The sequence below is a fragment of the Agrobacterium burrii genome, from assembly GCF_017313405.1.
In the GTDB taxonomy this organism is placed as follows: domain Bacteria; phylum Pseudomonadota; class Alphaproteobacteria; order Rhizobiales; family Rhizobiaceae; genus Agrobacterium; species Agrobacterium burrii.
In genome coordinates this window covers 314,517-340,964 of sequence record NZ_JAFLNA010000001.1, presented here as the reverse complement: position 1 = coordinate 340,964, position 26,448 = coordinate 314,517, and the positions used below count along the sequence as shown (strand labels likewise).

Sequence of the window (26,448 nt, the reverse complement as noted above, 5' to 3'; positions counted from 1 at the left end):
ATGTTGGTCATCATAACCAATTTACCAAAGATTGCAATACAACAATAGATTATCCATAGGTTGCATGAACCCTGAAGCGATAAAATCGGGCTTGCCTCTTGACCAGCGGACATTACCTGTCCATGTCGAATTATAAAGAAGCCTTGTTGCGGCGTTCCTCCGTGATCCGGCTATGTTAACGGACAAGTTCCCAGAGAAAAAAATATGAATGTCGTCGTCGTAGAATCTCCGGCCAAAGCCAAGACAATCAACAAGTATCTTGGTCCGGGCTACAAGGTTCTTGCATCCTTTGGCCACGTCCGGGATCTTCCCGCCAAGGACGGATCGGTGCTGCCCGACCAGGATTTCGAAATGTCCTGGGAGGTCGACGCCGCATCCGCCAAGCGGATGAAGGACATTGCCGATGCAGTAAAATCCTCCGACGGCCTGTTTCTCGCAACCGACCCGGATCGCGAAGGTGAAGCCATTTCCTGGCACGTTCTCGATCTCTTGAAGAAGAAGCGCGTTCTCGGCGACAAGCCGGTGAAGCGCGTGGTCTTCAACGCCATCACCAAAAAGGCGGTGCTGGACGCCATGGCCAACCCGCGCGACATCGACGTGCCGCTGGTCGATGCCTATCTCGCCCGCCGCGCGCTTGATTATCTCGTCGGTTTCAATCTGTCGCCGGTTTTGTGGCGCAAGCTGCCCGGCGCCCGCTCCGCCGGGCGCGTGCAGTCTGTTTCGTTGCGGCTCGTCTGTGACCGCGAAGCCGAGATCGAGCGTTTCGTCTCCGAAGAATACTGGAACATCAGCGCGCTTTTGAAGACACCGCGCGGTGACGAGTTCGAGGCGAAGCTGGTTTCAGCCGATGGCAAGCGGCTGCAAAGCCGCGGGATCAAGACCGGCGAAGATGCAAACCGGCTGAAGACACTGCTTGAAGGCGCGACCTATGTCGTGGATACGGTCGAGGCAAAGCCGGTCAAGCGTAATCCCGGCCCGCCCTTCACCACCTCGACGCTGCAGCAGGCGGCCTCCTCGCGCATGGGTTTTGGCGCCTCGCGCACCATGCAGGTGGCGCAGAAGCTTTATGAAGGTATCGACATCGGCGGCGAAACCGTTGGTCTGATCACCTACATGCGTACCGACGGTGTGCAGATGGCCCCGGAAGCCATCGATGCTGCCCGCCAGGCCATCGGCGAGCAGTTCGGTGGCCGTTATGTCCCGGAAAAGGCGCGTTTCTATTCCACCAAGGCCAAGAACGCCCAGGAAGCGCACGAAGCTATCCGCCCGACCGATTTCAACCGCACGCCGGACCAGGTGAAGCGTTATCTCGATGCCGATCAGCTGCGTCTCTACGACCTGATCTGGAAGCGCGGCATCGCCAGCCAGATGGCGTCTGCCGAAATCGAGCGCACGACGGTCGAAATCCTCGCGGACAAGAACGGTGAAAAGGCCGGGCTTCGTGCTGTCGGCTCGGTGATCCGTTTCGATGGTTTCATCGCCGCCTATACCGACCAGAAGGAAGATGGCGAGCAGAGCGACGACGGTGACGACGAAGGCCGTCTGCCGCAGATCAATGCGCGCGAAAATCTCGCCAAGCAGAAGATCAATGCCAGCCAGCACTTCACCGAGCCGCCGCCGCGCTACTCGGAAGCCTCGCTCATCAAGAAGATGGAAGAGCTTGGCATCGGCCGTCCTTCCACCTATGCCGCGACACTGAAGACACTGAGCGACCGCGAATATATCGTCATCGACAAGCGCAAGCTGATCCCGCATTCGCGCGGACGGCTGGTGACGGCTTTCCTCGAAAGCTTCTTTTCCAAATATGTCGAATATGACTTCACCGCTGATCTGGAAGAAAAGCTCGACCGCATTTCGGCGGGCGAGCTGGACTGGAAGCAGGTGCTGCGCGATTTCTGGAAGGATTTCTTCGCGCAGATCGAAGACACCAAGGAATTGCGCGTCACCAACGTGCTGGATGCGCTGAACGAGGTTCTGGCCCCGCTGGTCTTCCCCAAGCGGGAGGATGGTTCCGATCCGCGCATCTGTCAGGTTTGCGGCACCGGCAATCTCTCGCTGAAGCTCGGCAAATACGGCGCTTTCGTTGGTTGCTCCAACTATCCGGACTGCAACTTTACCCGCCAGCTCACCTCCGACGGTTCGGAGGCGGAAGCTGCGGCCTCGAACGAGCCGAAGGCGCTCGGCGCTGATCCGATGACCGGGGAAGAGCTGACATTGCGCTCTGGCCGTTTCGGACCCTATATCCAGCGCGGCGATGGCAAGGAAGCCAAACGTTCCTCGCTGCCCAAGGGCTGGAAGCCTGAGGACATCGACCACGAAAAGGCGCTGGCGCTGATCAACCTGCCGCGCGATATCGGCAAGCATCCGGAAACCGGCAAGATGATCTCCGCTGGTCTTGGTCGCTACGGACCTTTCCTGCTGCACGACGGTTCCTATGCGAACCTTGAAAGCATCGAGGACGTGTTCTCGATCGGTCTCAACCGCGCCGTCACCGTGATTGCCGAAAAGCAGAGCAAGGGACCGGGCCGCAGCGGCACGCCGGCGGCATTGAAAGAGCTGGGCGACCACCCCGATGGCGGCGCGATCACCGTGCGTGACGGGCGTTACGGCGCTTACGTCAACTGGGGCAAGGTCAACGCCACCATTCCGAAGGGGCAGGACCCGGTTTCGGTGACGCTGGACGAATCGCTGGTGCTCATCGCCGAACGCATCGCCAAGACCGGCACCGGCGGCAAACCCGCCAAGGCCAAGAAGCCTGCCGCTAAAAAAGCCGATGTTGATACCGCCGCAAAACCGAAGGCGACTAAGGCCAAGGCTGCGACCAAGAGCAAGGCGGCCGCCAAGCCAAAGGCAGCGGCCAAACCCAAGAAGGCAGAATCGTGAGCAAGGCGCCGCGTCAAAGACAGGGTTCCGCCGGCGACGGTTTCGGGCGCACCGGGCGCGGCAAGCGGGTGAGCGAAGGTGAAGGCATCATCCATGGCGAAGTGCCTTCCCGCGAAGTACTGCTGAAATTTATCGCCGACCATCCGCAACAGGCCTCCAAGCGCGAAATCGCCAAGGCTTTCGGGCTGAAGGGTGAAAACCGCATCGTTCTGAAAGCACTGCTGAAGGAACTCGAAGTCGATGGCATGGTGCACAAGAGCCGCAAGTCGCTGACGCGACCGGGCGGCCTGCCGCCTGTGACGGTGCTCGACATCACCACCCGCGACAAGGACGGCGAATTGATCGGCCGGCCCGCGGAATGGCCGGAAGATATGGGTGCTGCACCCGCCGTGCTGATCCGCCAGTCCTCGCAGGATCGTGGCAAGAAGGCCCCTGCCGCCGGTCTCGGCGACCGCATTCTGGCAAAGATTTTCCCTTCCAAGGAGAGCGTCGGCCCGGCCTACACCGCCCGTGTCGTCAAGCTGATCGACCGTCGCCAGAATGCGCTGCTCGGCGTGTTCCGGCCAACCGAAGGCGGCGGCGGACGGCTGATGCCGATCGACCGGCGCGGCGAGGAAATGGTCATCGACCCCGATGGTGTCGGCGACGCCAAGGACGGCGATCTGATCGAGGTGGAAACCTCGCGCAATAGCGGCCGTTACGGCCTGACGCGCGCAAAGGTTCTCTCCGTCGTCGGCTCCGTTGCGTCGGAAAAGGCGATCTCGATGATCGCCATTTATGCGCATGGCATTCCGCATATCTTCCCGCCAAATGTTCTGGCTGAAGCCGATGCGGCCAAGGCCGCCACCATGTCGCACCGCGAGGACTGGCGCGACCTGCCGCTCATCACCATCGATCCGGCCGACGCCAAGGACCATGACGACGCGGTTTATGCCGAGCTGGACCCCTCGCCCGACAATCCTGATGGTGTCATCGTCACCGTCGCCATCGCCGATGTGTCCTGGTATGTGCGACCGGGCGCGCCGCTCGATCGCGAGGCGCAGAAGCGCGGCAACTCCGTCTATTTCCCTGATCGCGTTGTGCCGATGCTGCCGGAGCGCATCTCCAACGATCTCTGCTCGCTGAAGGAAGGCGTCGACCGCCCGGCCCTTGCAGTGCGCATGACCTTTTCCAAGGAAGGCCGCAAGGCGGGCCACACGTTCCATCGCATCATGATGAAGAGCGCCGCCAAACTCTCCTACCAGCAGGCGCAGGCCGCCATCGACGGAAATCCCGACGACAAGACCGGCACGCTGCTGGAGCCGATCCTCAAGCCGCTGTGGCACGCCTATGCGGTGATGAAGCGCGGCCGCGACCGCCGCCAGCCACTGGAACTCGACATGCCGGAGCGCAAGATCCAGCTGCGGCCAGACGGCACGGTGGACAAGGTCGTCATTCCCGAACGCCTCGATGCGCATAAGCTGATCGAGGAAATGATGATCCAGGCCAATGTCGCCGCCGCCGAGACGCTGGAAAAGAAGAAGCAGCGGCTGGTCTACCGCGTCCACGATGCCCCGACGCTCTCCAAGCAGGAGGTGCTGCGCGAATTCCTCGGCACGATCGGCATATCCATGGCCAAGGGTGTGGCCATGCGCGCCAATTCCTTCAACGGCATTCTGGCCCGTGCCCTCGATACGCCGCACCAGATCATGGTCAACGAAATGGTGCTGCGCAGCCAGAGCCAGGCGATTTACAGCCCTGAGAATATCGGCCATTTCGGCCTCAATCTGATGAAATATGCGCATTTCACCTCGCCGATCCGCCGTTATGCCGATCTGATCGTGCATCGCGCGCTGGTGGGGTCGCTGGGGCTTGGTGAAGGCGGTATCACGCCGCAGGAAGAAGCGACGCTAGACGATATCGCCGCCGAAATCTCGACCTTCGAGCGGCGCGCCATGGCGGCCGAGCGCGACACCGTCAACCGGCTGATCGCGCATCATCTTTCCGAACGGGTGGGTGAAGAATTCGAGGGTCGCGTGGGCGGTGTCACCAAGGCGGGACTATTTGTCGCGCTTCCGCAGTTTGGCGCTGATGGCTTTGTTCCTATATCTACACTGGGAACCGACTATTTCTTCTATGACGAGGCGCATCAGGCTCTGACGGGGGAAAAGACCGGTCTCGGTTTTCAGCTGGGCGACTCGGTTCAGGTGCGGCTTGCAGAAGCCGTACCTCTGGCCGGTGCGTTGCGTTTCGAAATGCTGAGCCCCGGGCGCAAGATGCCGGTCGGTTCGCGGTCGTTCCACAAGGCAGGCCGGCGGACATCGCGTCCCGGCGCCAAGCCGGGAACAAGGCCGCCCAGAGGGCGACGGTAACAACACCGCGAATAGGCGGTTGAAAGAACGGAAGAAGGACTTAGGGGATGAGTGCACATCAGGGCTCGGAAACAGTCACCTTCGGAGACACCAGCGCCGAGCGGCCACTTGGCCGTTCGATCATGCGCGGCATGGCGAACCGCTGCCCCGCCTGTGGCGGCGGCCGCCTGTTTCGGGCATTCCTGAAGCCGGTGGACAATTGTGCCGCCTGCGGCGCGGAAATGCACCACCACCGGTCCGATGATCTGCCGCCTTATATTTCCATCGTCATCATCGGCCATATCGCCGTTGGCGGTTTCATGATGACGGATATGGTGTTCTCCGTGCCCATGTGGGTGCATTTCGCCATCTGGGTGCCGATCACCATTCTGGCCGCGCTGTTGACGCTGCAGCCGATCAAGGGCGGCGTCATCGGCCTGCAATGGGCGCTGCGCATGCATGGCTTTGACGGAAAGCAGCCAAAAGTGCAGATAGACGGCTCCTCACACTGACGACGGGCGGCAACGTGCGCGTGACCGAACCCCGCAAGAGCGCCGAGGTTGCGAGCCCGACCCTGCGGCCACGGGATGCCGCTTCCATCATTTTATTCGACCGTTCCGGCCCGGCGATCCGCGTATTGATGGGCCAGCGCAGCCATGCCCACATCTTCATGCCCGGCGCCTACGTATTTCCCGGCGGCAAACGTGATCCACGCGACCACGCGCTGCCCTTTTCCGGCGATCTGCACCCCGCGGTCCTTAACCGCCTCACCGCCTCCGCGTCGCGCCGCCTGAGCGTTGCCGGTGCAAGGGCGCTGGCGCTTGCCGCTGCGCGCGAGCTTGTCGAGGAAACCGGGGTGGATATGGGGCTGGATGCTGATGGTCCGGACCTTTCCTGTTTCCGTTATGTGGCGCGCGCCATCACCCCGCCCGGCAATATCAGGCGTTACGACACGCGGTTCTTTTGCTGTTATGCAGACGAATTACGGCTGGATACCCGGCTAATCCGGGATTCTGACGAGTTGCACGATGTGCAATGGCTTGACATGACAGACCTTTCTGGTCTGAACATGCCGAAAATCACACGCACGGTTCTCGAAGATGTCACAAAATTCATGATAGGTGATCCGTCACTGCCCTTTGAAAGCCCCGCGCGGCTCTATGTCACGCGCCACGGCCGGTTTATTCGAGACGTTGTATAAAGGCCGTCATGTCACAAATGAAATGCGAAGCGGATGCCATTCACTGGCCCTCACTGATCGCCGCGATTTCCGCCATCAGTGCGGTCGGTGTCGCCATCGGTCTTGGCCTGCCGCTCCTGTCGATCATCCTTGAGAAGCGCGGCATCTCCTCCACCATGATCGGGGTGAATTCGGCCATGGCCGGCGTCGCAGCGATGATGGCGGCTTCGGTGACCAGCAAGATAGCCCATGATTTCGGCGTAGCACGAACCATGCTGCTGGCGGTGGTCATTTCCGCATTGAGTGCGCTCTGTTTTTATTTCGCCGACGCCTTCTGGATGTGGTTTCCGTTGCGAATCGTTTTCCACGGCGCCACCACCACGCTGTTCATCCTGTCCGAATACTGGATAAACATGACCGCGCCGCCGAAAAAACGCGGCATGGTTCTCGGCATCTACGCCACTGGTCTCGCGGTGGGCTTTGCGGTCGGCCCGCTGTTGTTCTCCGTGGTCGGCAGCGAGGGCATTCTGCCCTTCCTCGTCGGGGCGGCGATCATTCTTCTGGCAGCGATTCCCATCTTCATGGCGCGCCGTGAAAGCCCGGAGCTGGACGAGCGGCCCAACCACCATTTCGTCCGTTATGTCTGGCTGGTGCCGATGGCGTCGGCGGCGGCTTTCGTCTTCGGCTCGGTGCAGGCCGGTGGCCTGTCGCTCTTTCCCATCTATGCCACGCGTGAAGGCTTCAACGAATCGCAGGCCGCGTTGCTGCTGACCGTGATGGGCATCGGCAACATGGTCTTCCAGATACCGATCGGCCTGTTATCGGACCGGATGAAGGATCGGCGCACCATGCTCGCGCTGATGGCCTTTGCGGGCGTTTGTGGCACGCTGGCGCTGCCTTTCCTTGTAGACAGCTGGATCCTCGTGGCGGCGCTCCTGCTGTTCTGGGGCGGCCTCGTCTCCGGCATGTATACCGTCGGCCTCACCCACCTCGGATCGCGCCTTAAAGGCGCTGATCTCGTCTCCGCCAATGCCGCCTTTATCTTCTGTTACGCCATGGGTACGATTGCGGGACCGCAGGCCGTGGGCATTTCCATGGATGTCGCGGGCACTGATGGTTTCGCCTGGGCGCTTGCCGTATTTTTCGGGCTTTACGTGGTCCTTTATGGCTTCCGTTTTGTTTTCCGGGCAAAACAGACTTGACTTTTCAGGCGCGATACGTAGTTTCGCGCCAGATTTAGCCGAGGTGAGAAGCGCCTGCGGCTTCTCTTTTGTTTAAAGGCAGGACGACCATGGCGAAAGCTACAACAATCAAGATCAAGCTGCTGTCGACAGCCGACACCGGTACCTTCTACGTCACCACCAAGAACAGCCGTACGTTCACGGACAAGATGACGAAGACGAAGTACGACCCGGTTGTACGCAAGCACGTTGAATTCAAGGAAACCAAGATCAAGTAATTTTCTTGATCGGGTTCTCCGACAAAAGCGCGCCCAATGGGCGCGTTTTTTGTTTGTGCGGATAGTCTTTTCGTGTGGATCGCAAAGACATTTTCAGCCGGAATGCGTGGCGCTTCCGCGTCCAGAAAATGTGTGATGCTGACATATGGAAGGCAGCCGGGAGGCCGCTAAAACCCGGCAAAGCTTCTTGGCACAGTGACTTAGCACTTCACCCCTCCTCCCGCTACAGAGGTGCAGCCGTGGACGACGTGGAGCCGCCACACCGACCCGGTGGGCGGACCTGTTTCTCAAACAGACAAGTTTTTCGGGAGAAGGCGGTCGGCCAACGATGTGATTACGGCACGAGGAACCGATTCGGACATCGTCAGCCGACCGACCCCACGATTCAGGAGATGCGGCGGACCTGAGCATCATGGGGCATTCGAACTACGCAATACCAGCCCCTGACGAGCGAAACCGCAGCGGCATGAACCGCCATCATTCCATCATCACAAGACGGAAAAACCGCCGGAAGAACTGTTATTCTCGATAATGAGTGTGCGCAGAAGTAAAATAAAAATCAACAAATTCTTAAGCCAGCGATACATAACTCGAAAAACATGGTTAAATATACAACGCTGGCACACTATAGTTTCCCGCGAGATTGAATTCAATATATTTTTCAACTTGAACTGTATTAAACCCGCTAAATTTCGCCTATTCATTGCAATAAGATAAAATACAGGCAAGGTCAGTGGCTTGAGCCTGTCAATGTGACTTTTCAGCTCCTTGAACGACGGCTATCTTCGGTAAACCCGAAAAGATGGCATGGTTTTCCGGGCCAGACGCCTACGGGCCGCTTCAGGCGGCAGCAGCCACCACCCGGTTGCGCCCGGCATGTTTCGCTTCATAGAGCGCCCGGTCGGCCTGTTTCAACAGTTCGTCCGGCATGCCGAAAGCGCCGCTGCTGGTGGCGATGCCGAGCGAGGCGGTAATGCTCAGTTCACGGTCGATGGAGCGGACGTAGAAGGGCTTGTCTTCGACGATCGCCCGCAGCCGCTCGGCGACGCTGGCAGCAAGCTCCATCGGCGTGTCAGGCATGACCACGACGAATTCTTCGCCACCGTAACGGCAGGCAAGATCAGCGCCGCGCACCGTGCTGCGGATGCGTGCTGCAAATTCCCGCAGCACCTCATCGCCCACATCATGGCCATAGGTATCATTGACCAGCTTGAACCGATCTATGTCGGTCATGCAGATGGAAATCGGGCGGCCCCGCACGGCGGCACGGTCGAAGAGTATCTTGAGATGATTGTCGAGATAACGGCGATTGTTGAGGCCGGTCAGCGCGTCGACGATGGCAAGCTCCATCGTGTGCTGCAGGTTGAGCCGCAGATGTTCGTTGTAACGCTTGCGCCTGATCTGCGTCAGCGAACGGGCGACAAGTTCGTTGGGGTCGATCGGGCGCAGAATATAGTCATTGACGCCGAGATCGAGCGCACGCGCCACCATATCGTCCGCCCCCTGCTCCGCCACCAGAAGCAGCGGGAGGAAACGGGTGCGTTCCAGCGAGCGAAGCTGCGAACACAATCGCAGCGGATCGTAGTCCGCAAAATTGGAATTGACGATGACAAGCTCGAAGGGGTTGCTTGCCGCTTTCAGCAGCGCCGCCTGCGGCTCGATGACGGCATCCACCTCAGCGACCGGCTTCAGCGCCCTGACGATACGTTCCTGCGAGCTGGCGCGGCCATCCGCAACCAGCACGCGGCCGGGCGTCTGCATCAGGCCGTCGGCACGTAGCATCTCCTCGATGCCGATCTGCCTTGCAGTTTCGGCGCGCAATCGCAATTCATCGCTGACGGCTTTCAGGCGCACGAGGCTTTTGACACGGGCAATCAGCTGAAGGTCGTTGACCGGCTTGGTCAGAAAATCGTCGGCGCCGGCTTTCAGGCCGCGCACGCGGTCGGACGGCTGATCGAGCGCAGTGACCATGACGACGGGAATATGCGCCGTCTTCGGGTTGGCCTTCAGCCTCTCGCAGACCTCGAAACCGTCCATGCCCGGCATCATGATGTCGAGCAGGATAATATCGACCTGTTCCTCGTCGCAGATCGCCAGCGCCTTAAAACCATCCTCGGCGGTGACGACATCGAAATATTCCGCCACAAGCCGAGCCTCGAGAAGCTTCACATTGGCAGGAATGTCGTCAACAACCAGAACTCTCGCCGTCATAACCGTTCCCCAGCCGCCTTAGGCGTCGCCCAGATAAGTCTTGATGATTTCGATGAATTTCGGGACGGAAATCGGCTTCGACACATAGGCCTCGCAGCCGCCCTGGCGAATCCGTTCCTCGTCGCCCTTCATGGCAAAGGCCGTCACGGCGATGACCGGAATGACGTGCAGCTCGTCGTCCTCCTTCAGCCATTTCGTCACCTCCAGCCCCGAAACCTCCGGCAGCTGGATATCCATGAGAATGAGGTCCGGGCGGTGCTTGCGGGCAAGGTCCAGCGCTTCCATGCCGTTGCGCGTCTGGATCGTCGTATAACCAGACGCCTCGATCAGGTCGCGAAAGAGCTTCATGTTCAGCTCGTTGTCTTCGACTATCATGACCTGTTTGGGCATGGTGGGCAGTCCCCGTTTCGCTTTGAAACCTTCATCCAGACATATAAGTTGTCAGAGAACCGATTCCATCGTCCATTTGTTGCGCAAGGCTAGAGGGATTTGGTTTCAAAATAGGTAACTTCGGGGAAGAAATGCTGCGCGATACGAAAAACAAAGGCAATGCCGGCAAAGATCCGCAAGAAACGGCGGCCGCCATACTTGGCTGGCTGGCCAACGAGCCGGACATGCTGGCACGTTTTCTGGCGCTGAGCGGCTTGCAGGCCAATATGTTGCGCCAGGCCGTCAACGATCCCGGCTTTCTGGCCGGTCTTACCGATTTTCTGATGAGCCACGAGCCGGACCTCATGGCGTTCTGTGCCGCAACCGATACCTCACCCGAAACGGTGGCTGCCGCCTGGCACCATTTTTCCGGTCCAGGGCTGGATTCGGGTGTGTATTGACCGGCCAGCCCCTTGAGCGACCGTCACCACCGGAGTATGGTCGGCAACGTTCTGGTTTTGTTTTCGGCCCATGTCCACGTCGCACTCCTATGATCCCGGTTTTTGTCGCGACTGTCTGGCCGGTCAGCCAGCGGGGTTGAGGCGTTGCCGCGCCTGTGGCAGCCCGCGTCTCGTCTATCATGATGAACTTTATGATCTGAGCATCGCCCATATCGACTGCGACGCCTTTTATGCTTCCGTTGAAAAGCGCGACAATCCGGAACTGGCCGACAAGCCGGTCATCATCGGCGGTGGCAAGCGGGGCGTGGTTTCGACGGCGTGCTACATCGCCCGCATTCAGGGCGTGCGTTCCGCCATGCCGATGTTCAAGGCGTTGGAAGCCTGCCCGGATGCGGTGGTCATCAAGCCGGATATGGAGAAATACAGCCGTGTCGGACGCGAAATCCGCGCCATGATGCAGGAATTGACGCCGCTGGTGCAGCCGCTTTCCATAGACGAAGCTTTTCTCGATCTCGCCGGCACGGAGAGGCTGCATCACGATCCGCCAGCGCGCGTGCTGGCGAAGTTTGCAAAGCGTGTGGAAAAAGAGGTCGGCGTGACTGTCTCGGCCGGGCTTTCCTATTGCAAGTTTCTGGCCAAGGTCGCATCCGACCTCAACAAGCCGCGGGGTTTTTCGGTGATTGGCGAGGCGGAGGCGCCTGCCTTTCTGGCGACGCGGCCCGTAACCACAATCTGGGGCGTGGGCAAAGCTTTTGCGGCGACGCTGGAGGCGGACGGTATCCGCATGATTGCCCAGCTGCAGGAAATGGAAGAAGGCGACCTGATGCGCCGTTATGGTGTGATGGGACAGCGGCTCTTCCGGCTTTCGCGCGGCATCGACGAGCGGCATGTGCACAATAACGACCCGGTCAAAAGCGTGTCTTCCGAGACCACCTTCTTCAACGACATTTCCCGCCATGAGGACCTGGTACCGATCCTGCGGTCGCTTTCCGAAAAAGTCGCATGGCGGCTGAAGAAAAACGGCATTGCCGGCCAGACAGTGGTGCTGAAGATGAAGACGTCCGACTTTAAAATCCGTACCCGCAACCGCAAGCTCGATGATCCCACCCAGCTTGCCGACCGGATTTTCCGTACCGGGCTATCTATGTTGGAAAAGGAAACCGACGGCACAAAATTCCGCCTGCTCGGCATCGGCGTCAGCGATCTGCGTGATGCGGGCCTTGCCGACCCTCCTGATCTCGTCGACAGGCAGGCTGCCCGCCGGGCGGCGGCGGAAGCGGCGATGGACAAGCTGCGCGACAAGTTCGGCAAAGGCAGCGTCGAGACCGGCTACACGTTTGGCACACGCAAATAGCGGTTTAATCGTGAGCCTTGGGAACTGCGCATCGACCCCGTTCCGCCACTTCATACCAATGTATTTTAGATTTTACACAAATTAGTGATGTTACGGCTGCGCCGTCCTTAAGCTTCCTTAAACTTCGCGTGGTTGAGTGAAGCAAGTTTTGTGCATGTGGTGTATTGCGTCATGTCCCTTCGCCTCCGTCTTCTGACCGGCATGCTGTCGGCCAGTATTTTTGCCTTCCCGGCGCTTGCCGCCGACAGCAGATCGCTGCAGATCCTCGTTTCGAAAAGCGACCAGTCGCTTTCGCTTTATGAAAATGGCGAGATCATCGCCACCTCGAAAGTCTCCACCGGCAAGGCCGGGCATGAGACGCCGAGCGGCATATTTTCCATTCTGGAAAAACGGAAATACCACGAATCGAATATCTACTCGGCCGCCCCCATGCCCTTCATGCAGCGGCTGACATGGTCCGGCATTGCGCTGCACGAAGGCAAGGTACCGAACTACGCGGCTTCGCATGGCTGCGTGCGCCTGCCTTCGAAATTCGCCAAGTCACTTTTCGGCGACACAGCGACTGGCGTGCATGTTATCATCACCGACCGCCCGGTTTCGCTGCGCTTCGTTGAGCATCCGGCGTTGTTTACACCGCGAAACGACGGCGATGACGGCAAGCTGCTTCTGTCCGATGTCGAGTTGCGCCCGGCGACCTTCGATGCGGCATTGGGCACGGTCGAGGTTGCCGTCAATGAAAAGACGCAAGCCATCAAGCCGGCGGCGAAGGTCAGGGATCCCTCCCCTTTGCGCATTCTCATTACCCGGCGTGGTGAGCGGGAAAAGGTGATGGATATCCAGGCCCTGCTGACCCGCCTCGGCTTCGATGCCGGTTCGCCCGATGGTTATACCGGAGAAATGACTGTCAGCGCCGTGAACGGTTTCAAGCGCTGGAAGGGTTTGCCAACCACCGGACCGCTTCTGACCGAAGCCTTCGTGACGGCGCTTTACACTTCCGCCGGCGAAGATCATCCACTGAGCGGCCAGATCATGGTGCGGCAGGATTTCAAGCCGCTGTTCGAGGCGGCGATCGACATCAAGGATCCGGAGGTGGCGCTGGGAACCCATTTTCTAGAAGCCGTTTCAGTGGATCGTGCAAAAGGAACCGCCGAATGGAACGGCGTGACGCTCGAAAACCATCTTCCCGCCGCCGCCCGCAAGCGGCTTGGCATTACCGTTGCCGAAGCGCCGGGCGGCTTCGATCAATTGAGCGCCGTACTTGGCCGTCTCGACATACCGGCAGACATTCGCTCCCGCATTGAACAGGAGCTTTCAACCGGCAGCTCGATCACTGTTTCCGATCTCAGTCACCAGATGGAGACAGGAACCGGAACGGACTTCATTACCGTGACGAAGGAAGGGCCGGTTTGAGGGGCGCGTGAGTGTCTGAACCCTTAAACCAGTTCCACATCGACGACGCCGGGAGCGGAGCGAAGTGCTGCGGCGATTTCCGGTGAAATGCGGTATTTCTCCGTCAGTTCCACTTCGATTTCGCGGCTGCCCTCATCCTTGATGACGATGAAATAGACTGACCCGTCACCCTTGGTGTTGAGGTGGCGGGCAACGGTTTTCAGTGGGCCGGAATCGCGCACATAGACGCGCAGAGCCTTCTGCATCTGCACCGACTTCTCCTCCAGCGACTGCGCCGTCTGGATGCGCAGACCGATGCCTTCCGGGCGTTCTTCCGCAGCCACGGTGATGACAAGTGATTTGCCGACCTCGAGCAGATCACGGAACTGAGCGAGCCCTTCGGAAAACAGCACCGCCTCATATTGCCCTGACGCATCCGAGAAGGTGACGATGCCCATCTTGTTGCCGGTACGGGTCTTGCGCTCCTGCTTGCCGGTGACGGTGCCGGCCAGACGCCCGGCGGTTGCGCCCTGTTTCACCGCGGCGGAAAAATCAGCGATATTCTGCACACGCAACTTTTCCAGCACGGGGCGATAGGTGTCGAGCGGATGGGCGGTGAGGTAGAACCCGAGCACCTGATATTCACGCAACAGCTTTTCCGAAGCGAGCCACGGCTGGAAGGCCGGCAGCACCAGCTTTTCCGGGCCGTTTCCACCACCGGAACCGAACATGTCCGACTGGCCGATGGTGCGGTTGTTCTGCGCCATCTGCGCATAACCAATGATGCGGTCGAGCCCACCGATCAATTCGGCACGATCGCGGCCGAAACAATCGAAGCCGCCGGCATTGATAAGGCTTTCCAGAACACGCCGATTGATCTGCTTCGGATCGATACGCAGGCAGAAATCCTCAAGGCTCGTGAACGGCTTGTCGCCACGCACTTCGACGATATGTTCGACCGCGCCCTCGCCGACGCCCTTGATGGCGGCCAGCGAATAATAGATGCGGTTTTCACCCGTCTCGAACTGGCGGAAAGACGTCTGCACCGAAGGCGCTACGACCTCGATGCCGAGGCGGCCGGCATCCTGACGGAAATCATTGAGCTTTTCCGTGTTCGCCATATCGAGCGTCATGGAGGCGGCAAGGAATTCCACCGGATAATGCGCCTTCATATAGGCGGTCTGGTAAGAAACGATGGCGTAAGCGGCGGCGTGGCTCTTGTTGAAGCCGTAATTGGCAAACTTTGCCAGAAGGTCGAAGATGGTGTTGGCCTGCGGTTTCGACACACCGTTCCTGATGGCGCCATCGACGAAACGTTCGCGCTGCTGGTCCATCTCTTCCTTGATCTTCTTGCCCATGGCGCGGCGCAGAAGATCGGCCTCGCCGAGCGAATAACCTGACAGGACCTGGGCGATCTGCATCACCTGTTCCTGATAGACGATAACGCCCTGCGTTTCCTTGAGCAGATGGTCGATGGTCGGGTGGATGGACTCCAGCTCCTCCTCGCCATGTTTGCGGGCATTATAAACCGGGATGTTTTCCATCGGGCCTGGACGATAAAGCGCCACCAGCGCGATGATATCCTCAATGCAGTCCGGGCGCATGCCGATCAGCGCCTTGCGCATGCCCGCACTTTCCACCTGGAACACGCCGATGGTTTCGCCACGCGAGAGCATCTCGTAGGTTTTGACGTCCTCAAGCGGAATGGCGGCAAGATCGACCTTGATGCCACGCTTGGCGACGAAATCGACAGCCACCTTCAGCACCGTCAGCGTCTTCAGGCCGAGAAAGTCAAATTTGACGAGACCGGCGCTTTCCACCCATTTCATGTTGAACTGGGTGACCGGCATGTCGGACCGCGGATCGCGATACATCGGCACCAGCTTCGACAGCGGCCGGTCGCCAATGACGATACCGGCGGCGTGGGTGGAAGCGTGGCGATAAAGCCCCTCGATCTTCTGGGCGATATCCAAGAGGCGAGCGACGACCGGTTCCTTGTCCGCCTCTTCCTGCAGGCGCGGCTCTTCCTCGATCGCTTTAGACAGCGGCGTGGGATTGGCCGGGTTGTTGGGCACCAGCTTGCAGATCTTGTCCACCTGCCCATAGGGCATTTCCAGCACGCGGCCGACGTCGCGCAAGGCCGCGCGCGCCTGCAACGAACCGAAGGTGATGATCTGCGCCACCTGCTCGCGGCCATATTTGCGCTGCACGTAGCGGATCACCTCTTCGCGGCGATCCTGGCAGAAGTCGATATCGAAGTCGGGCATCGAGACGCGTTCGGGATTGAGGAAGCGCTCGAACAGCAACGAAAAACGCAACGGATCGACATCGGTGATGGTCAGCGCATAAGCCACAAGCGAGCCGGCGCCCGAACCGCGGCCAGGGCCGACCGGGATGTCCTGCTGCTTGGCCCATTTGATGAAGTCGGCAACAATCAGGAAGTAACCGGGAAAACCCATGCGTTCAATAACGCCGAGCTCAAAATCCAGCCTGTCGCGATATTCCTGCTCGATGTAGCCCGGTGCCATGCCAAGGGCTGCAAGGCGTTGATCGAGACCCTCGATCGCCTGACGGCGAAGCTCCTCGGCCTCTGCCCGCTGCGCCGCTTCCGGGTCCTCGCTGGCGCCGGTGAAACGCGGCAGGATGGGTCCGCGCTTTTTCAGCACATAGGAGCAGCGGAGCGCAATCTCGATGGTGCTTTCGAGCGCCTCGGGAATGTCGGCAAACAGCGCCGTCATCTCTTCGCGGCTTTTGAGATAATGATCGGGCGTCAGGCGAAAGCGGCTGTCATCGGAAACGATGGCGTTATGCGCCACCGCCATCAGTGCATCGTGCGCCTCGTAATCGGCCTTGGAAGGGAAAAACGCCTCGTTGGTGGCGACCAGCGGTATATCGTGTTCATAAGCAAGACTGATCATGCGTCGCTCATGGGAGCGGTCGTAACCGGACTGGCGTTGCAATTCGATATAAAGCCTGTCACCGAAGAGTGATTTCAGCACCAGCAGCCGCTCTTTGGCCTGTGCAGCATGGCCTTCTCTCAGGGCCATATCCACCGGACCGCCGGTGGCGCCCGTCAGCGCGATCAAGCCGGCATTGGAAGCCTCTTCCAGCCATGCACGGGTAATATGGACGGATTGACCGCCGCCCTCGCCATCCAGATAGGCACAGCTGATCAGATCCACCAGTCGCTCATAACCTTCGGCGTTGGCGGCCAGAAGCACGATGGCGGGGAGCTTTGCAAGATGGCTGTTATGATTGCGGCGATCTTCCGCCGCATCCTGCATGTCGATCGACACCTGGCAGCCGATGATCGGTTGCAAACCTTCGTCACGCGCTTTTTCGGAAAATTCGAGCGCGACGAAAAGATTGTTGGTGTCGGTGATGGCGATTGCCGGCTGGCCGTCTGCGACGGCCTTGGACATGATTTTCTTGAGGGGTAATGCCCCCTCAAGCAGGGAGTAAGCGGAATGAACCCGCAAATGAACGAAACCAGGCGTTTTCAGCGTTTCGTCAGAGTTTTCTCCACGCACAACCGTATCGCCCATATCGTCGTCCTGTCATTCTGAATCGAGGGGGCGATTTTCCGATTTCCGGCGCTTAAAGTCTACAGCCTTGCGGCCTCCATACAGGCTTCTGCGCCGGTGTTTCCTTCACAGGGCAGTGAGGATCACCGAAAAGCTGGCAACAAAGACAGCGATGGAAGCGAAAGCGGCAACGTCACGGATGAAATCAGTCATTGGTCTCTCCTTACTCGTTATGTTCCAACTTTGTTCTCATTTTGTTCGATTGTCAACAGGGTTTTGCTGATATTCCCCTTGCTAACGCGGTAGAATCGAATGGGGTTCCGTTTGCGCCTGGGGCAAGCCTCTGACTCCAAAGCGAAAAAACCCGGAGGTTAAAACACCTCCGGGTTCGGAAAAAATTCAATTGTGGAAGAAAGAGGCTATCCATGGAGGAGCCGCGGCGAAGCGGCTCAACCGTGTGGACGGTATCGCCGGCTCAGATCAGAAATCGACGATCTTGCCGTCTGCAAGCGTTACGCGTCGGTCCATGCGGGCCGCGAGGTCGTGATTATGGGTGGCGATCATCGCCGCAAGGCCGGACTGGCGCACTAAGGCCTCCAGCGCATCGAAAACATAATGCGCGGTCTCGGGATCGAGGTTGCCGGTCGGCTCATCCGCAAGCAGAAGCAGCGGCGCATTGGCAACCGCGCGCGCAATCGCCACGCGCTGCTGCTCGCCGCCGGAAAGTTCAGCCGGGCGATGTTCGCCGCGATGGCCGACACGCATGTAGTCCAGCAGGGCGCTCGCGCGCTTGCGGGCCTCGGCCTGTGTCAAGCCAGCGATGAGCTGCGGCATCATCACATTTTCCACCGCTGAAAATTCCGGTAGGAGGTGATGGAACTGGTAGACGAAGCCGATATCGCTGCGGCGGATCGCGGTGCGGGTTTCATCCGGCAGGCCGTTGCATGGCGCGCCGTTGATGAAGACCTCGCCGGCATCGGGGTGTTCCAGAAGCCCGGCCAGATGCAGCAGTGTGGATTTTCCGGTACCGGAGGGGGCGACGAGCGCCACCATCTCACCGCTCCTCAATTCAAAATCGGCCTTGCGCAGAATGGAAAGCGACGTTTCACCCTGACCATAGGTCCGTTCCACGCCGGTAAGCCGCAGCACTGTTTTTTTTGCCATATTGCGAAGCAGTCCTTATTCGTAACGCAGGGCCTGCACCGGATCGAGCTTGGAAGCCCGCCATGCTGGAAAGATCGTTGCCAGGAAAGAAAGCGTCAACGCCATGATGACGACGGTGATGGTCTCGCTGATATCCATTTCGGCCGGCAGCTGGCTGAGGAAATAGAGCTGCGGATCGAACAGCACCGTGCCTGATATCCACGAGAAGAACTGCCGGATGGATTCCACATTGAGGCAGACGATGACGCCGAGCGCCACACCGGCAAAGGTGCCGACCGTGCCGATGGCTGCGCCGGTCATGAAAAATATCCGCATGACCGCGCCGGAACTGGCGCCCATGGTGCGCAGAATGGCGATATCGCTGCCCTTGTCCTTCACCAGCATGATCAGGCCGGAAATAATATTCAGCGCCGCCACCAGAACGATGAGGGTGAGGATCATGAACATCACGTTTCTTTCCACCTGCAGGGCGGAAAAGAAGGTCTGGTTCCGTTGTCTCCAGTCGGTGATATAGATCTGCCGTTCGGCCGCCTGCTCCACCAGCGGCCGGATGCCGTCGACATCATCAGGCCGGCTGACGTAGAGCTCGATGGATTGCACGATGCCGTCGGCGTTGAAATAAAGCTGGGCTTCGGAAAGAGGCATATAGATCATCGATGCGTCATATTCCGACATGCCGATCTCGAAGACGCCTGATATCTTGTAGGATTTGACGCGCGGATTGACGCCCATCGGCGTCACGTCGCCTTCCGGAGAAATGAGGGTGATATCGTCGCCAGCCGTCACGCCAAGCTGCGCGGCGAGCCTCGAGCCGACCAAAACGCCATCGCCTGCCATGAATCCGACGAGGTCGCCGGTCTTGATGTTGCTGGCAACTTCCTTGATCTTGTCGATGTCCTCCTGGCGCACACCGCGCACCAGCGCGCCGGAGCCTGCACCACCACGGCCGGAGGCCAAGGTCTGGCCCTCCACCAGCGGCAGGGCCATGGTGACGCCCGGCACGGCGGAAAACTTCTTCGCCAGCTCATCGTAATTGTTGAAGGGCTGGTCGATCGGCTGCACGATCATATGGCCGTTAATGCCGAGAATGCGTGAAATCAGCTCAGTGCGGAAGCCGTTCATGACAGCCATGACGATGATCAGCGTCGCGACACCCAACATGATGCCGACGAAGGAAAAACCGGCAATGACGGAAATGAACGCTTCCTTGCGCCGCGACCGCAGATAGCGCCACGCCACCATGCGTTCAAAAGCGGAAAAAGGCCGAGCGGTCTTTCCCTTGGCGGAAGGAGCCGCACCCTTGTCAGCCTCGGCTTTTGCCATGTCGTCTCCCTGATCTCAAATTGCAAGATCGGTCCTTTCAAAGACCGGTCCCAATCTCTGCGGCATCTGCGCATTAAACTGGAGCGGTCTTCGGGTGAAGGCCGCTCCCATCTTTCCGTTGCGCTTAGGCAAGCGCCTTGTTCATTGCCGCCTCGATTGTGACGGTTTCACGTTCGCCGGTCTTGCGGTCCTTCACTTCGACTTCGCCATTCGCGACGGAACGTGGGCCGACGATGATCTGCATCGGTACACCAATCAGATCGGCAGTGGCGAATTTCTGGCCCGCACGGTCGTCGGTATCGTCGTAAAGAACATCCTTGCCGGCGTTGGAGAGCGAATAATACAGCTTTTCGCAAGCCGCATCACAGGCCGCATCGCCTGCCTTCATGTTGATAATGACGACATCGAAAGGAGCGACCGAGGCCGGCCAGATGATTCCGTTCTCATCATGCGATGCTTCAATGATGGCGGGAACAAGGCGTGTCGGGCCAATGCCATAAGAACCCATGTGGACAGGGTGTTCCTTGCCGTCCTTGCCCTGCACCTTCGCCCCCATCGGCTCGGAATATTTGGTGCCGAAATAGAAGATGTGGCCAACTTCGATACCGCGTGCCGAAAGACGCTCACCATCGGGAATGGCGTCATAGGCGGCTTCGTCGTGCATTTCGGAGGTAGCGGCATAATCGGCCGTCCACTCGTCGAATACGCCCTGAAGGGCTGCGACATCGTCGAAGTCGGTGTTTTCGGCCGGGATGGCGCGATCGAGGAAGCTCTTGTGGCAGAAGACTTCAGATTCGCCGGTATCAGCAAGAATGATGAATTCATGGCTGTGGTTGCCGCCAATCGGGCCGGTATCGGCACGCATGGGAATGGCGCGCAGACCAAGGCGCTCGAAGGTGCGCAGGTAAGCCACGAACATCTTGTTATAGGAGTGGATCGCGTCTTCCTTGGTCAGGTCGAAGGAATAGGCATCCTTCATCAGGAATTCGCGCGAACGCATGGTGCCGAAACGCGGACGCACTTCATCGCGGAACTTCAGCTGGATATGGTAAAGGTTCAGCGGCAGGTTCTTGTAGGACTTCACATAGGACCGGAAGATGTCGGTGATCATCTCCTCATTGGTGGGGCCATAGAGCATCTGGCGGTCCTGACGGTCCTTGATGCGCAGCATTTCCTTGCCGTAATCGTCATAACGGCCGCTTTCCTGCCAGAGTTCGGCGGTCTGCAGCGTCGGCATCAGAAGCTCGATGGCGCCGGAGCGGTCCTGCTCCTGACGGATGATCTTGTTGACCTTGTCCAGCACGCGCTTGCCGAGCGGCAGCCAGGAATAAATGCCTGCCGATTGCTGCCGGATCATGCCTGCGCGCAACATCAGGCGGTGGGAGACGATCTCCGCTTCCTTGGGATTTTCCTTCAGGATGGGCATGAAATAACGGCTGAGACGCATGACGGCTTCCATTGATGTGGACGACGGCGCGAAAGGCGCGGGAATCGCCCCGAATAAAGGGATATTGGCGCCGGATATAGCCGTTTCCCGCCAAGAAGAAAACCCGCCATGAAAAGAGCATTGAAGGCGAGTTCGTGGCATTTTCGAGATAGCTAATTCGCGTCAAAACGCTTTGACCGGAATATTATTCTTGATCCGGTGCGACAAATTGCACCATAGAGAATTTTTTGCCGACTGTAACAAATATGCAAAAAATGAGATGACAAGCATGGGTGATTAAGCTAGCTTTAGCTTACAAAAGAGGCAGGAAGTCTAAATTCTTGTCGTTTTCGCGGTCAGTCTTGGGAGGATCAGATCTTAGGCGCGCTCGTCGCTGCCCCGGCAACGGTTACAGATCACGCGAAACCTGAAAAACAAGGCTGAAATGCCTTGTTTTTTTTTGATTCCATCACACCAAAACGCGTCTGCCGGTTATTCCGGTGAAATTGTGACGGTGAATCAGCCGTTCACTATGCTCATGCTGTGTGCACGACAGAGATGACATCCATATGACAGCCCCATCTTTGCCCGCGTGCGAAACGGGCAGTTTCGTCAGTGCGCTACGACATTTTCTGTCACTCCAGCCTTGAGCCAAAATCCGTTAGACATCGCATTTGCCCTCGTTGGGAACGCGGTTCTCAAAGCACGGATTTGGCAGCGTGGGGGCCGATCTTCAGTCGTAAACGGGGACAATCCTCGGGAGATCATCGAGGCTGAAACCGAACCACCAGGACACCCCGTACCAGACACCACAGATCAGGGCCGATATCAGCGTTGTCCACAGAACGATGCGACCTCCTCGGAAGCGGGAGGGCGCGCTGGCGATGGTGCCGAGTGCCACATCGCCCTCTTCCGCCTGGGTGCGAAGTCCAATCGGCAACACGACAAAAAGCACCGTCCACCAGACGATGAAATAAACGGCGAAGACCGAAAGAAGCGGCATGACGTCCTCCTGCGCAATGCGTTCCTTGTAACGCATTCATCCGTATAGCGAAATCACTTCCGTGCCAGAAGTGTAAAAAGCCGTGGAGGGAGGAACAGAACCGCGCTTTGAGCGGGCACCCTCAGATCGCTGACCAAGGAGGGCGACTTATCTCCGTCATTCCAGACTAGATCCGGCATCCAGCCACGGCGCATCTGCGCCGTGAGACAAGTCTTCACGCGATCAAGGACTTGATCGTGCTGGACCCCGGAATTAGTCCGGGGTGACGGAGCGTCTTGCTTCCCCGATCAGACCTTCGTGACGAAAACCGTGACGATCGGCTTCTTGCCCCAGGTCTGGTTGGCGGCGGCGCGCACGGCGCGGCGCACCGCTTCGCGCAACAGCGCCAGATCCTTGCGGCGGGCGCGGGGAATGCTTTCCACGGCGCCGAGAACGGCGTCATACAGCGTGTCTTCCATATCCTCGCCCTCATCATCGAATTCCGGCAGGCCGAAGGGCACGACATCGGGATCGCCATGGAAGTCGTAACGGCTGTCCAGCACGACATTCACCGAGACGTGACCGGCGAAAGAAAGCTTGCGGCGATTGCTGATCCCCATCTCATCCATATCGCCGATGAGATTGCCATCCTTGAACACGCGGCCATGCGGCGCGTCATCGATGACTTCCGCAGGTCCCGGCGCCAGACGCAGAACATTGCCGTTGCGCACCTTCGGCACCTGCGAAATACCGGCCTGCTCGGCCAGCTCTTTCTGCGCCACCAGATGCGCAGCCTCGCCATGAACGGGCACGACGATCTGCGGCTTCGTCCACTCATACATCCTCAGAAGCTCGTTACGGCGCGGATGGCCGGAAACGTGAACCAGAGCCTCGTTGTCGGTGATGATATGGACACCCTGCTCGATCAGGCCGTTCTTGATGTCGATGATGGCCTTTTCATTGCCGGGAATGGGGCGCGAAGAAAACACAACTGTATCTCCCGCAGCCAGCGCCACATTACGCATCTCGTCACGCGAGAGCTTGGCGAGTGCGGCGCGCGGTTCGCCCTGCGAACCGGTCAGGATCAGCACCACCTTGTCGCGCGGGATATATCCATATTCATCTTCGGCCAGAAACGGCTTGATGCCTTCCATGATACCGAGATCCTGCGAGACATTGACGACGCGCTTCAGCGACGAGCCGAGCAGCAGCACCTCACGGCCCGCCGCCTCCGCCGCCTGCGCAATCGAGCGGATGCGCCCGACATTGGAGGAGAAGGTGGTAACGGCCACCCGACCTTCGGCATTTTCGATGATCTGCCGCAGGCCCTCGGAAACTTCCTGTTCCGACGGCGAAACGCCGTCGCGCAGCGCGTTGGTGCTGTCGCACATCAGCGCCAGCACGCCCTCTTCGCCAATGGCGCGGAAGCGCGTTTCATCCGTCAACGGCCCGAGCGACGGCGCTTCGTCGATTTTCCAGTCACCCGTGTGGATGACATTGCCGAGCGGCGTGCGGATGACCAGCGACATCGGCTCGGGGATGGAGTGGTTGACGCCTACGGCTTCGATTTCGAACGGACCGACATTGATGCGATCGCCCGCCTTGAAGGGAGTGATCGGAATTTCGGCGCGGCTGCCCTCATAGGCCCGTTTGGCTTCCAGCATGCCGGCGGTGAAACCCGAGGCATAGACCGGCACGTTGAGGCCCGGCCACAGATCGTTCAGCGCGCCGTAGTGATCCTCATGGGCGTGGGTGATGATGATGCCTTTGAGGTTCTTCTTCTGCTCGGCGATATAGGTGATATCGGGGAGCACCAGATCGACGCCCGGCAGATCGAGACCGGCAAAGGTCACGCCGCAATCCACCATGATCCATTCGCGCTTGCCTGCCGGCCCGTAGCCATAAAGCGCCAGATTCATGCCGATTTCACCGACGCCGCCAAGCGGCAGGAAGACCAGTTCGTCCTGTTTAGCCATTGTTTTTCTTATCCATTCACAAGAGCGCGCAGGCGACGGCGAAATGCCGCGCCCCGCGCATGTTTCCAGCATCGGACCTGTTAAACCATCTGATCGACCGGGCCGATGCGGAGCCGGTCTACCATCCTGCTTTTCATGAGCTGCAGGAAAACTCCAACCTTTGGGATCGGGTTCGGCGCGGCGTTTTAGGCCCGCACCGTTCACCTCATCCAAAAAACACGTCGCCGGCGGCGATGGCGCGTCTCGCACCCTCATCCTCATCCAGCAGCAGATAACCATTATCATCTATTCCAACGAAACGCCCGCCGATCGAGCGATCCGGAAAGTTGACGGTGATATGTTCACCGATACCGCATGCCGCTGCGCGCCAGCCAGCCATGACGCCTGCAACGCCCCTGCCCTCATCCCAATCTCGCAGCACATCCGCCGTCTCGCGGAACAAGTGCGCGAAAAGCTCGTCGGGCGAGCAGGACGCGCCGTGTTCGGACAGCATGGTGACGGGATAAAGCGGGTTATCCGGCTTATGGGCGATATTGATGCCGATGCCGATGACGATGGCGCGGCGTCCATCCGGCAGAAGCTCGGCCTCCATCAGAATGCCGCAGGTTTTCTTGCGGCCGATCAGCACGTCGTTCGGCCATTTGATTTCAAGCGGCGCGCCGCCCGTCGGCAAAACTGCGCGAATGGCGCGATAGACCGCAAGCGCGAAGGCAAGCGGCAGGGAGCCGATACGGTCCATCGGAGCGGGATCGATGAGGAGAAGCGAGGCGTAGAGATTGCCGGGTTCGGAGACCCACGGCCGACCGCGACGGCCGCGCCCGCCGGTCTGGCGAATGGCGGTGATCCACAGATTGCCGCCATCGCCTGCCCTTGCGCGGGCGAAACATTCGATGTTGGTCGATGGCGTCTCCGCCATCGCCTCGTGCCGGAAGTCATCAATGGACATCCGGCCCGTATGCTTATGGGTATCGCTCAAAAGAACGTCTTTGCCGCGACCGTGACCGCATTGCCGAGCGCACCGCCGAAGACGATGAAGCCGACGACGAACAGGCCCGAAAGTGCATAAACGACCTTCAGTTCACCGGCCGGACGCTCGAAGCTGCCCTTGGCTTCATCGAACCACATGACCTTGACGACGCGGATGTAATAATAGGCACCCACGACCGAGCCGATCACGCCGATGACGGCGAGCGGATAGAGCTTGGCCTCGATGGCGGCGAGGAAGACGTAATACTTGCCGAAGAAGCCGGCGAGCGGCGGGATGCCGGCAAGCGAGAACATCAGGATCGTCAGAATGACAGCCATGAAGGGATTGGTGGAGGAAAGCCCGGCCAAATCCTCGACATTTTCGACATTGCCGATTTCCTTGCGGCGCATGGAAAGAATGCAGGCGAAGGTGCCGAGCGTCATGACCATGTAGATGGTCATGTAAAGGATCACACCCGAAATACCGGCTTCCGTTCCGGCCGCAAGACCGACCAGCGCGTAACCCATGTGACCGATGGAGGAATAGGCCATCAGGCGTTTGATGTTCTTCTGGCCGATGGCCGCAAAGGAACCAAGCAGCATCGAGGCAATCGAGATGAAGACGACGATCTGCTGCCAGTCGGCAAACACCGGCTGGAAAGCCTCAACGACGATGCGCACGAGGATCGCCATGGCGCCGATCTTCGGTGCAGCAGAGAGGAAGGCGGTGACCGGGGTCGGCGCGCCTTCATAGACGTCAGGCGTCCACATGTGGAACGGCACGGCCGAAATTTTGAAGGCAAGGCCGGCGAGAACGAAGACCAGACCGAAGACGAGGCCGAGCGACCGCGTTTCAGATGCCAGCACCTGCGCGATTTCGGCAAAGCCGGTATTGCCGGTGAAGCCGTAAACCAGCGACATGCCGTAAAGCAGCATGCCGGAAGAGAGCGCGCCGAGAACGAAATATTTCAGGCCCGCTTCCGTAGAGCGCAGGCTTTCGCGGTTGATGGCGCAGACGACGTAAAGCGCCAGCGACTGCAACTCCAGCGCCATATAAAGCGAGATCATGTTATTGGCGGAGATCATCAGCAAAATGCCAAGGGTCGCCAGAACCAGCAGCACCGGATATTCGAAACGGCCGATAGGCTCGAAACGACCCTGGCCGACGGAAAGGATCATGGCGGTGATCGAGCCGATCAGCGCCAGAACCTTCATGAAATTGCCGAAGGAATCGGCGATGTAAACACCGCCGAAGGCCACGCCCGTTGCCGGGGCGAAGATGATCCAGAGACCGACGACGAGCAGGAGGGCAACGGCAAGGCCGGTGACCGTCGTTGTCGACTTGTCGCCCGAGAAGACGCCAATCATGAGCAGCGCCAGCGCGCCGACCGCAAGGATCAGCTCGGGCGTCGCGATGTGCAGACTGGCAAAAAGGATTTCAGCGGTCATGT

General features: G+C 59.1%; 19 protein-coding genes. 9 read left to right on the top strand and 10 right to left on the bottom strand.

Features of this window, described 5'->3' with window-relative positions; translation table 11 throughout:
• Positions 1 to 204 precede the first annotated feature (204 nt).
• The 6 genes from topA to rpmG all read left to right on the top strand — a co-directional run bounded on the left by topA (position 205) and on the right by rpmG (position 7,852).
• On the top strand, positions 205 to 2,883 hold the full coding sequence (topA, locus tag JZX89_RS01825; protein WP_207132902.1) for a type I DNA topoisomerase: 2,679 nt from the start codon (positions 205 to 207) through the stop codon (positions 2,881 to 2,883).
• Positions 2,880 to 5,234: a ribonuclease R gene (gene rnr / locus JZX89_RS01820; RefSeq protein WP_207132901.1), complete on the top strand. Its 2,355-nt coding sequence runs from the start codon at positions 2,880 to 2,882 to the stop codon at positions 5,232 to 5,234. Before topA ends, rnr begins: the two co-directional genes overlap by 4 nt.
• Before the next feature lie 47 nt (positions 5,235 to 5,281).
• Complete coding sequence (locus JZX89_RS01815; protein WP_153513596.1) at positions 5,282 to 5,725, top strand: DUF983 domain-containing protein; 444 nt, start codon at positions 5,282 to 5,284, stop codon at positions 5,723 to 5,725.
• Positions 5,726 to 5,787: 62 nt separating this feature from the next.
• Positions 5,788 to 6,414, top strand: coding sequence for an NUDIX domain-containing protein (locus JZX89_RS01810; RefSeq protein ID WP_149898139.1), 627 nt, complete (start codon positions 5,788 to 5,790; stop codon positions 6,412 to 6,414).
• A gap of 17 nt (positions 6,415 to 6,431) precedes the next feature.
• The gene (locus JZX89_RS01805; protein ID WP_174373115.1) at positions 6,432 to 7,595 is read left to right on the top strand and encodes an MFS transporter; all 1,164 of its coding nucleotides are present in this window, start codon (positions 6,432 to 6,434) and stop codon (positions 7,593 to 7,595) included.
• Positions 7,596 to 7,684: 89 nt separating this feature from the next.
• Positions 7,685 to 7,852 (top strand): 50S ribosomal protein L33, encoded by a 168-nt coding sequence (gene rpmG, locus JZX89_RS01800; protein WP_003496403.1) that lies wholly within the window; start codon positions 7,685 to 7,687, stop codon positions 7,850 to 7,852.
• An 840-nt stretch (positions 7,853 to 8,692) separates the two neighbouring features.
• Here rpmG and JZX89_RS01795 read toward each other — a convergent pair.
• Positions 8,693 to 10,063 (bottom strand): PleD family two-component system response regulator, encoded by a 1,371-nt coding sequence (locus JZX89_RS01795; protein WP_207132899.1) that lies wholly within the window; start codon positions 10,061 to 10,063, stop codon positions 8,693 to 8,695.
• Between the two features lie 18 nt (positions 10,064 to 10,081).
• Entirely contained in the window at positions 10,082 to 10,453 is a 372-nt protein-coding gene (locus JZX89_RS01790) for a response regulator (RefSeq protein ID WP_003496409.1), read from the bottom strand.
• A 131-nt stretch (positions 10,454 to 10,584) separates the two neighbouring features.
• Between JZX89_RS01790 and JZX89_RS01785 the strand changes: the two genes are divergently transcribed.
• The 3 genes from JZX89_RS01785 (at position 10,585) to JZX89_RS01775 (ending at position 13,657) form a co-directional block, all read left to right on the top strand.
• The gene (locus JZX89_RS01785; RefSeq protein WP_112277769.1) at positions 10,585 to 10,893 is read left to right on the top strand and encodes a DUF3572 domain-containing protein; all 309 of its coding nucleotides are present in this window, start codon (positions 10,585 to 10,587) and stop codon (positions 10,891 to 10,893) included.
• A gap of 70 nt (positions 10,894 to 10,963) precedes the next feature.
• Positions 10,964 to 12,247, top strand: a complete 1,284-nt coding sequence (locus JZX89_RS01780; protein ID WP_207132898.1) for a DNA polymerase IV — start codon at positions 10,964 to 10,966, stop codon at positions 12,245 to 12,247.
• 171 nt (positions 12,248 to 12,418) lie between these two features.
• A complete protein-coding gene (locus JZX89_RS01775; RefSeq protein WP_207132897.1) occupies positions 12,419 to 13,657 on the top strand; it encodes a L,D-transpeptidase family protein in 1,239 nt (412 codons plus the stop codon).
• A 23-nt stretch (positions 13,658 to 13,680) separates the two neighbouring features.
• Here JZX89_RS01775 and dnaE read toward each other — a convergent pair whose 3' ends face one another.
• The 8 genes from dnaE to nuoN all read right to left on the bottom strand — a co-directional run bounded on the left by dnaE (position 13,681) and on the right by nuoN (position 26,446).
• Complete coding sequence (gene dnaE / locus JZX89_RS01770; RefSeq protein WP_207132896.1) at positions 13,681 to 17,181, bottom strand: DNA polymerase III subunit alpha; 3,501 nt, start codon at positions 17,179 to 17,181, stop codon at positions 13,681 to 13,683.
• Between the two features lie 459 nt (positions 17,182 to 17,640).
• A complete protein-coding gene (locus tag JZX89_RS01765) occupies positions 17,641 to 18,324 on the bottom strand; it encodes an ABC transporter ATP-binding protein (protein ID WP_052818533.1) in 684 nt (227 codons plus the stop codon).
• 15 nt (positions 18,325 to 18,339) lie between these two features.
• Positions 18,340 to 19,647, bottom strand: a complete 1,308-nt coding sequence (locus JZX89_RS01760) for a lipoprotein-releasing ABC transporter permease subunit (RefSeq protein ID WP_149897742.1) — start codon at positions 19,645 to 19,647, stop codon at positions 18,340 to 18,342.
• A 124-nt stretch (positions 19,648 to 19,771) separates the two neighbouring features.
• The gene (proS, locus tag JZX89_RS01755; protein ID WP_149897743.1) at positions 19,772 to 21,094 is read right to left on the bottom strand and encodes a proline--tRNA ligase; all 1,323 of its coding nucleotides are present in this window, start codon (positions 21,092 to 21,094) and stop codon (positions 19,772 to 19,774) included.
• Between the two features lie 712 nt (positions 21,095 to 21,806).
• Entirely contained in the window at positions 21,807 to 22,112 is a 306-nt protein-coding gene (locus JZX89_RS01750) for a DUF1467 family protein (protein WP_174372700.1), read from the bottom strand.
• A 251-nt stretch (positions 22,113 to 22,363) separates the two neighbouring features.
• A complete protein-coding gene (locus JZX89_RS01745) occupies positions 22,364 to 24,031 on the bottom strand; it encodes a ribonuclease J (RefSeq protein WP_207132895.1) in 1,668 nt (555 codons plus the stop codon).
• A gap of 205 nt (positions 24,032 to 24,236) precedes the next feature.
• Positions 24,237 to 24,977 (bottom strand): biotin--[acetyl-CoA-carboxylase] ligase, encoded by a 741-nt coding sequence (locus tag JZX89_RS01740; protein ID WP_207132894.1) that lies wholly within the window; start codon positions 24,975 to 24,977, stop codon positions 24,237 to 24,239.
• Positions 24,978 to 25,003: 26 nt separating this feature from the next.
• Entirely contained in the window at positions 25,004 to 26,446 is a 1,443-nt protein-coding gene (gene nuoN, locus JZX89_RS01735; protein ID WP_207132893.1) for an NADH-quinone oxidoreductase subunit NuoN, read from the bottom strand.
• Between the last annotated feature and the right edge of the window lie 2 nt (positions 26,447 to 26,448).

Excerpts from the sequence above, each read along its gene's own strand:
- JZX89_RS01745 (WP_207132895.1), bottom strand. The coding sequence starts at position 24,031 with ATGGCTAAACAGGACGAACTGGTCTTCCTGCCGCTTGGCGGCGTCGGT.
- topA (WP_207132902.1), top strand. The coding sequence starts at position 205 with ATGAATGTCGTCGTCGTAGAATCTCCGGCCAAAGCCAAGACAATCAAC.
- JZX89_RS01790 (WP_003496409.1), bottom strand. The coding sequence starts at position 10,453 with ATGCCCAAACAGGTCATGATAGTCGAAGACAACGAGCTGAACATGAAG.
- JZX89_RS01795 (WP_207132899.1), bottom strand. The coding sequence starts at position 10,063 with ATGACGGCGAGAGTTCTGGTTGTTGACGACATTCCTGCCAATGTGAAG.
- JZX89_RS01750 (WP_174372700.1), bottom strand. The coding sequence starts at position 22,112 with ATGCGTTACAAGGAACGCATTGCGCAGGAGGACGTCATGCCGCTTCTT.
- dnaE (WP_207132896.1), bottom strand. The coding sequence starts at position 17,181 with ATGGGCGATACGGTTGTGCGTGGAGAAAACTCTGACGAAACGCTGAAA.
- nuoN (WP_207132893.1), bottom strand. The coding sequence starts at position 26,446 with ATGACCGCTGAAATCCTTTTTGCCAGTCTGCACATCGCGACGCCCGAG.
- JZX89_RS01805 (WP_174373115.1), top strand. The coding sequence starts at position 6,432 with ATGAAATGCGAAGCGGATGCCATTCACTGGCCCTCACTGATCGCCGCG.
- JZX89_RS01765 (WP_052818533.1), bottom strand. The coding sequence starts at position 18,324 with ATGGCAAAAAAAACAGTGCTGCGGCTTACCGGCGTGGAACGGACCTAT.
- JZX89_RS01785 (WP_112277769.1), top strand. The coding sequence starts at position 10,585 with ATGCTGCGCGATACGAAAAACAAAGGCAATGCCGGCAAAGATCCGCAA.
- JZX89_RS01780 (WP_207132898.1), top strand. The coding sequence starts at position 10,964 with ATGTCCACGTCGCACTCCTATGATCCCGGTTTTTGTCGCGACTGTCTG.
- JZX89_RS01740 (WP_207132894.1), bottom strand. The coding sequence starts at position 24,977 with ATGTCCATTGATGACTTCCGGCACGAGGCGATGGCGGAGACGCCATCG.
- proS (WP_149897743.1), bottom strand. The coding sequence starts at position 21,094 with ATGCGTCTCAGCCGTTATTTCATGCCCATCCTGAAGGAAAATCCCAAG.
- JZX89_RS01815 (WP_153513596.1), top strand. The coding sequence starts at position 5,282 with ATGAGTGCACATCAGGGCTCGGAAACAGTCACCTTCGGAGACACCAGC.
- JZX89_RS01775 (WP_207132897.1), top strand. The coding sequence starts at position 12,419 with ATGTCCCTTCGCCTCCGTCTTCTGACCGGCATGCTGTCGGCCAGTATT.
- JZX89_RS01760 (WP_149897742.1), bottom strand. The coding sequence starts at position 19,647 with ATGGCAAAAGCCGAGGCTGACAAGGGTGCGGCTCCTTCCGCCAAGGGA.
- rpmG (WP_003496403.1), top strand. The coding sequence starts at position 7,685 with ATGGCGAAAGCTACAACAATCAAGATCAAGCTGCTGTCGACAGCCGAC.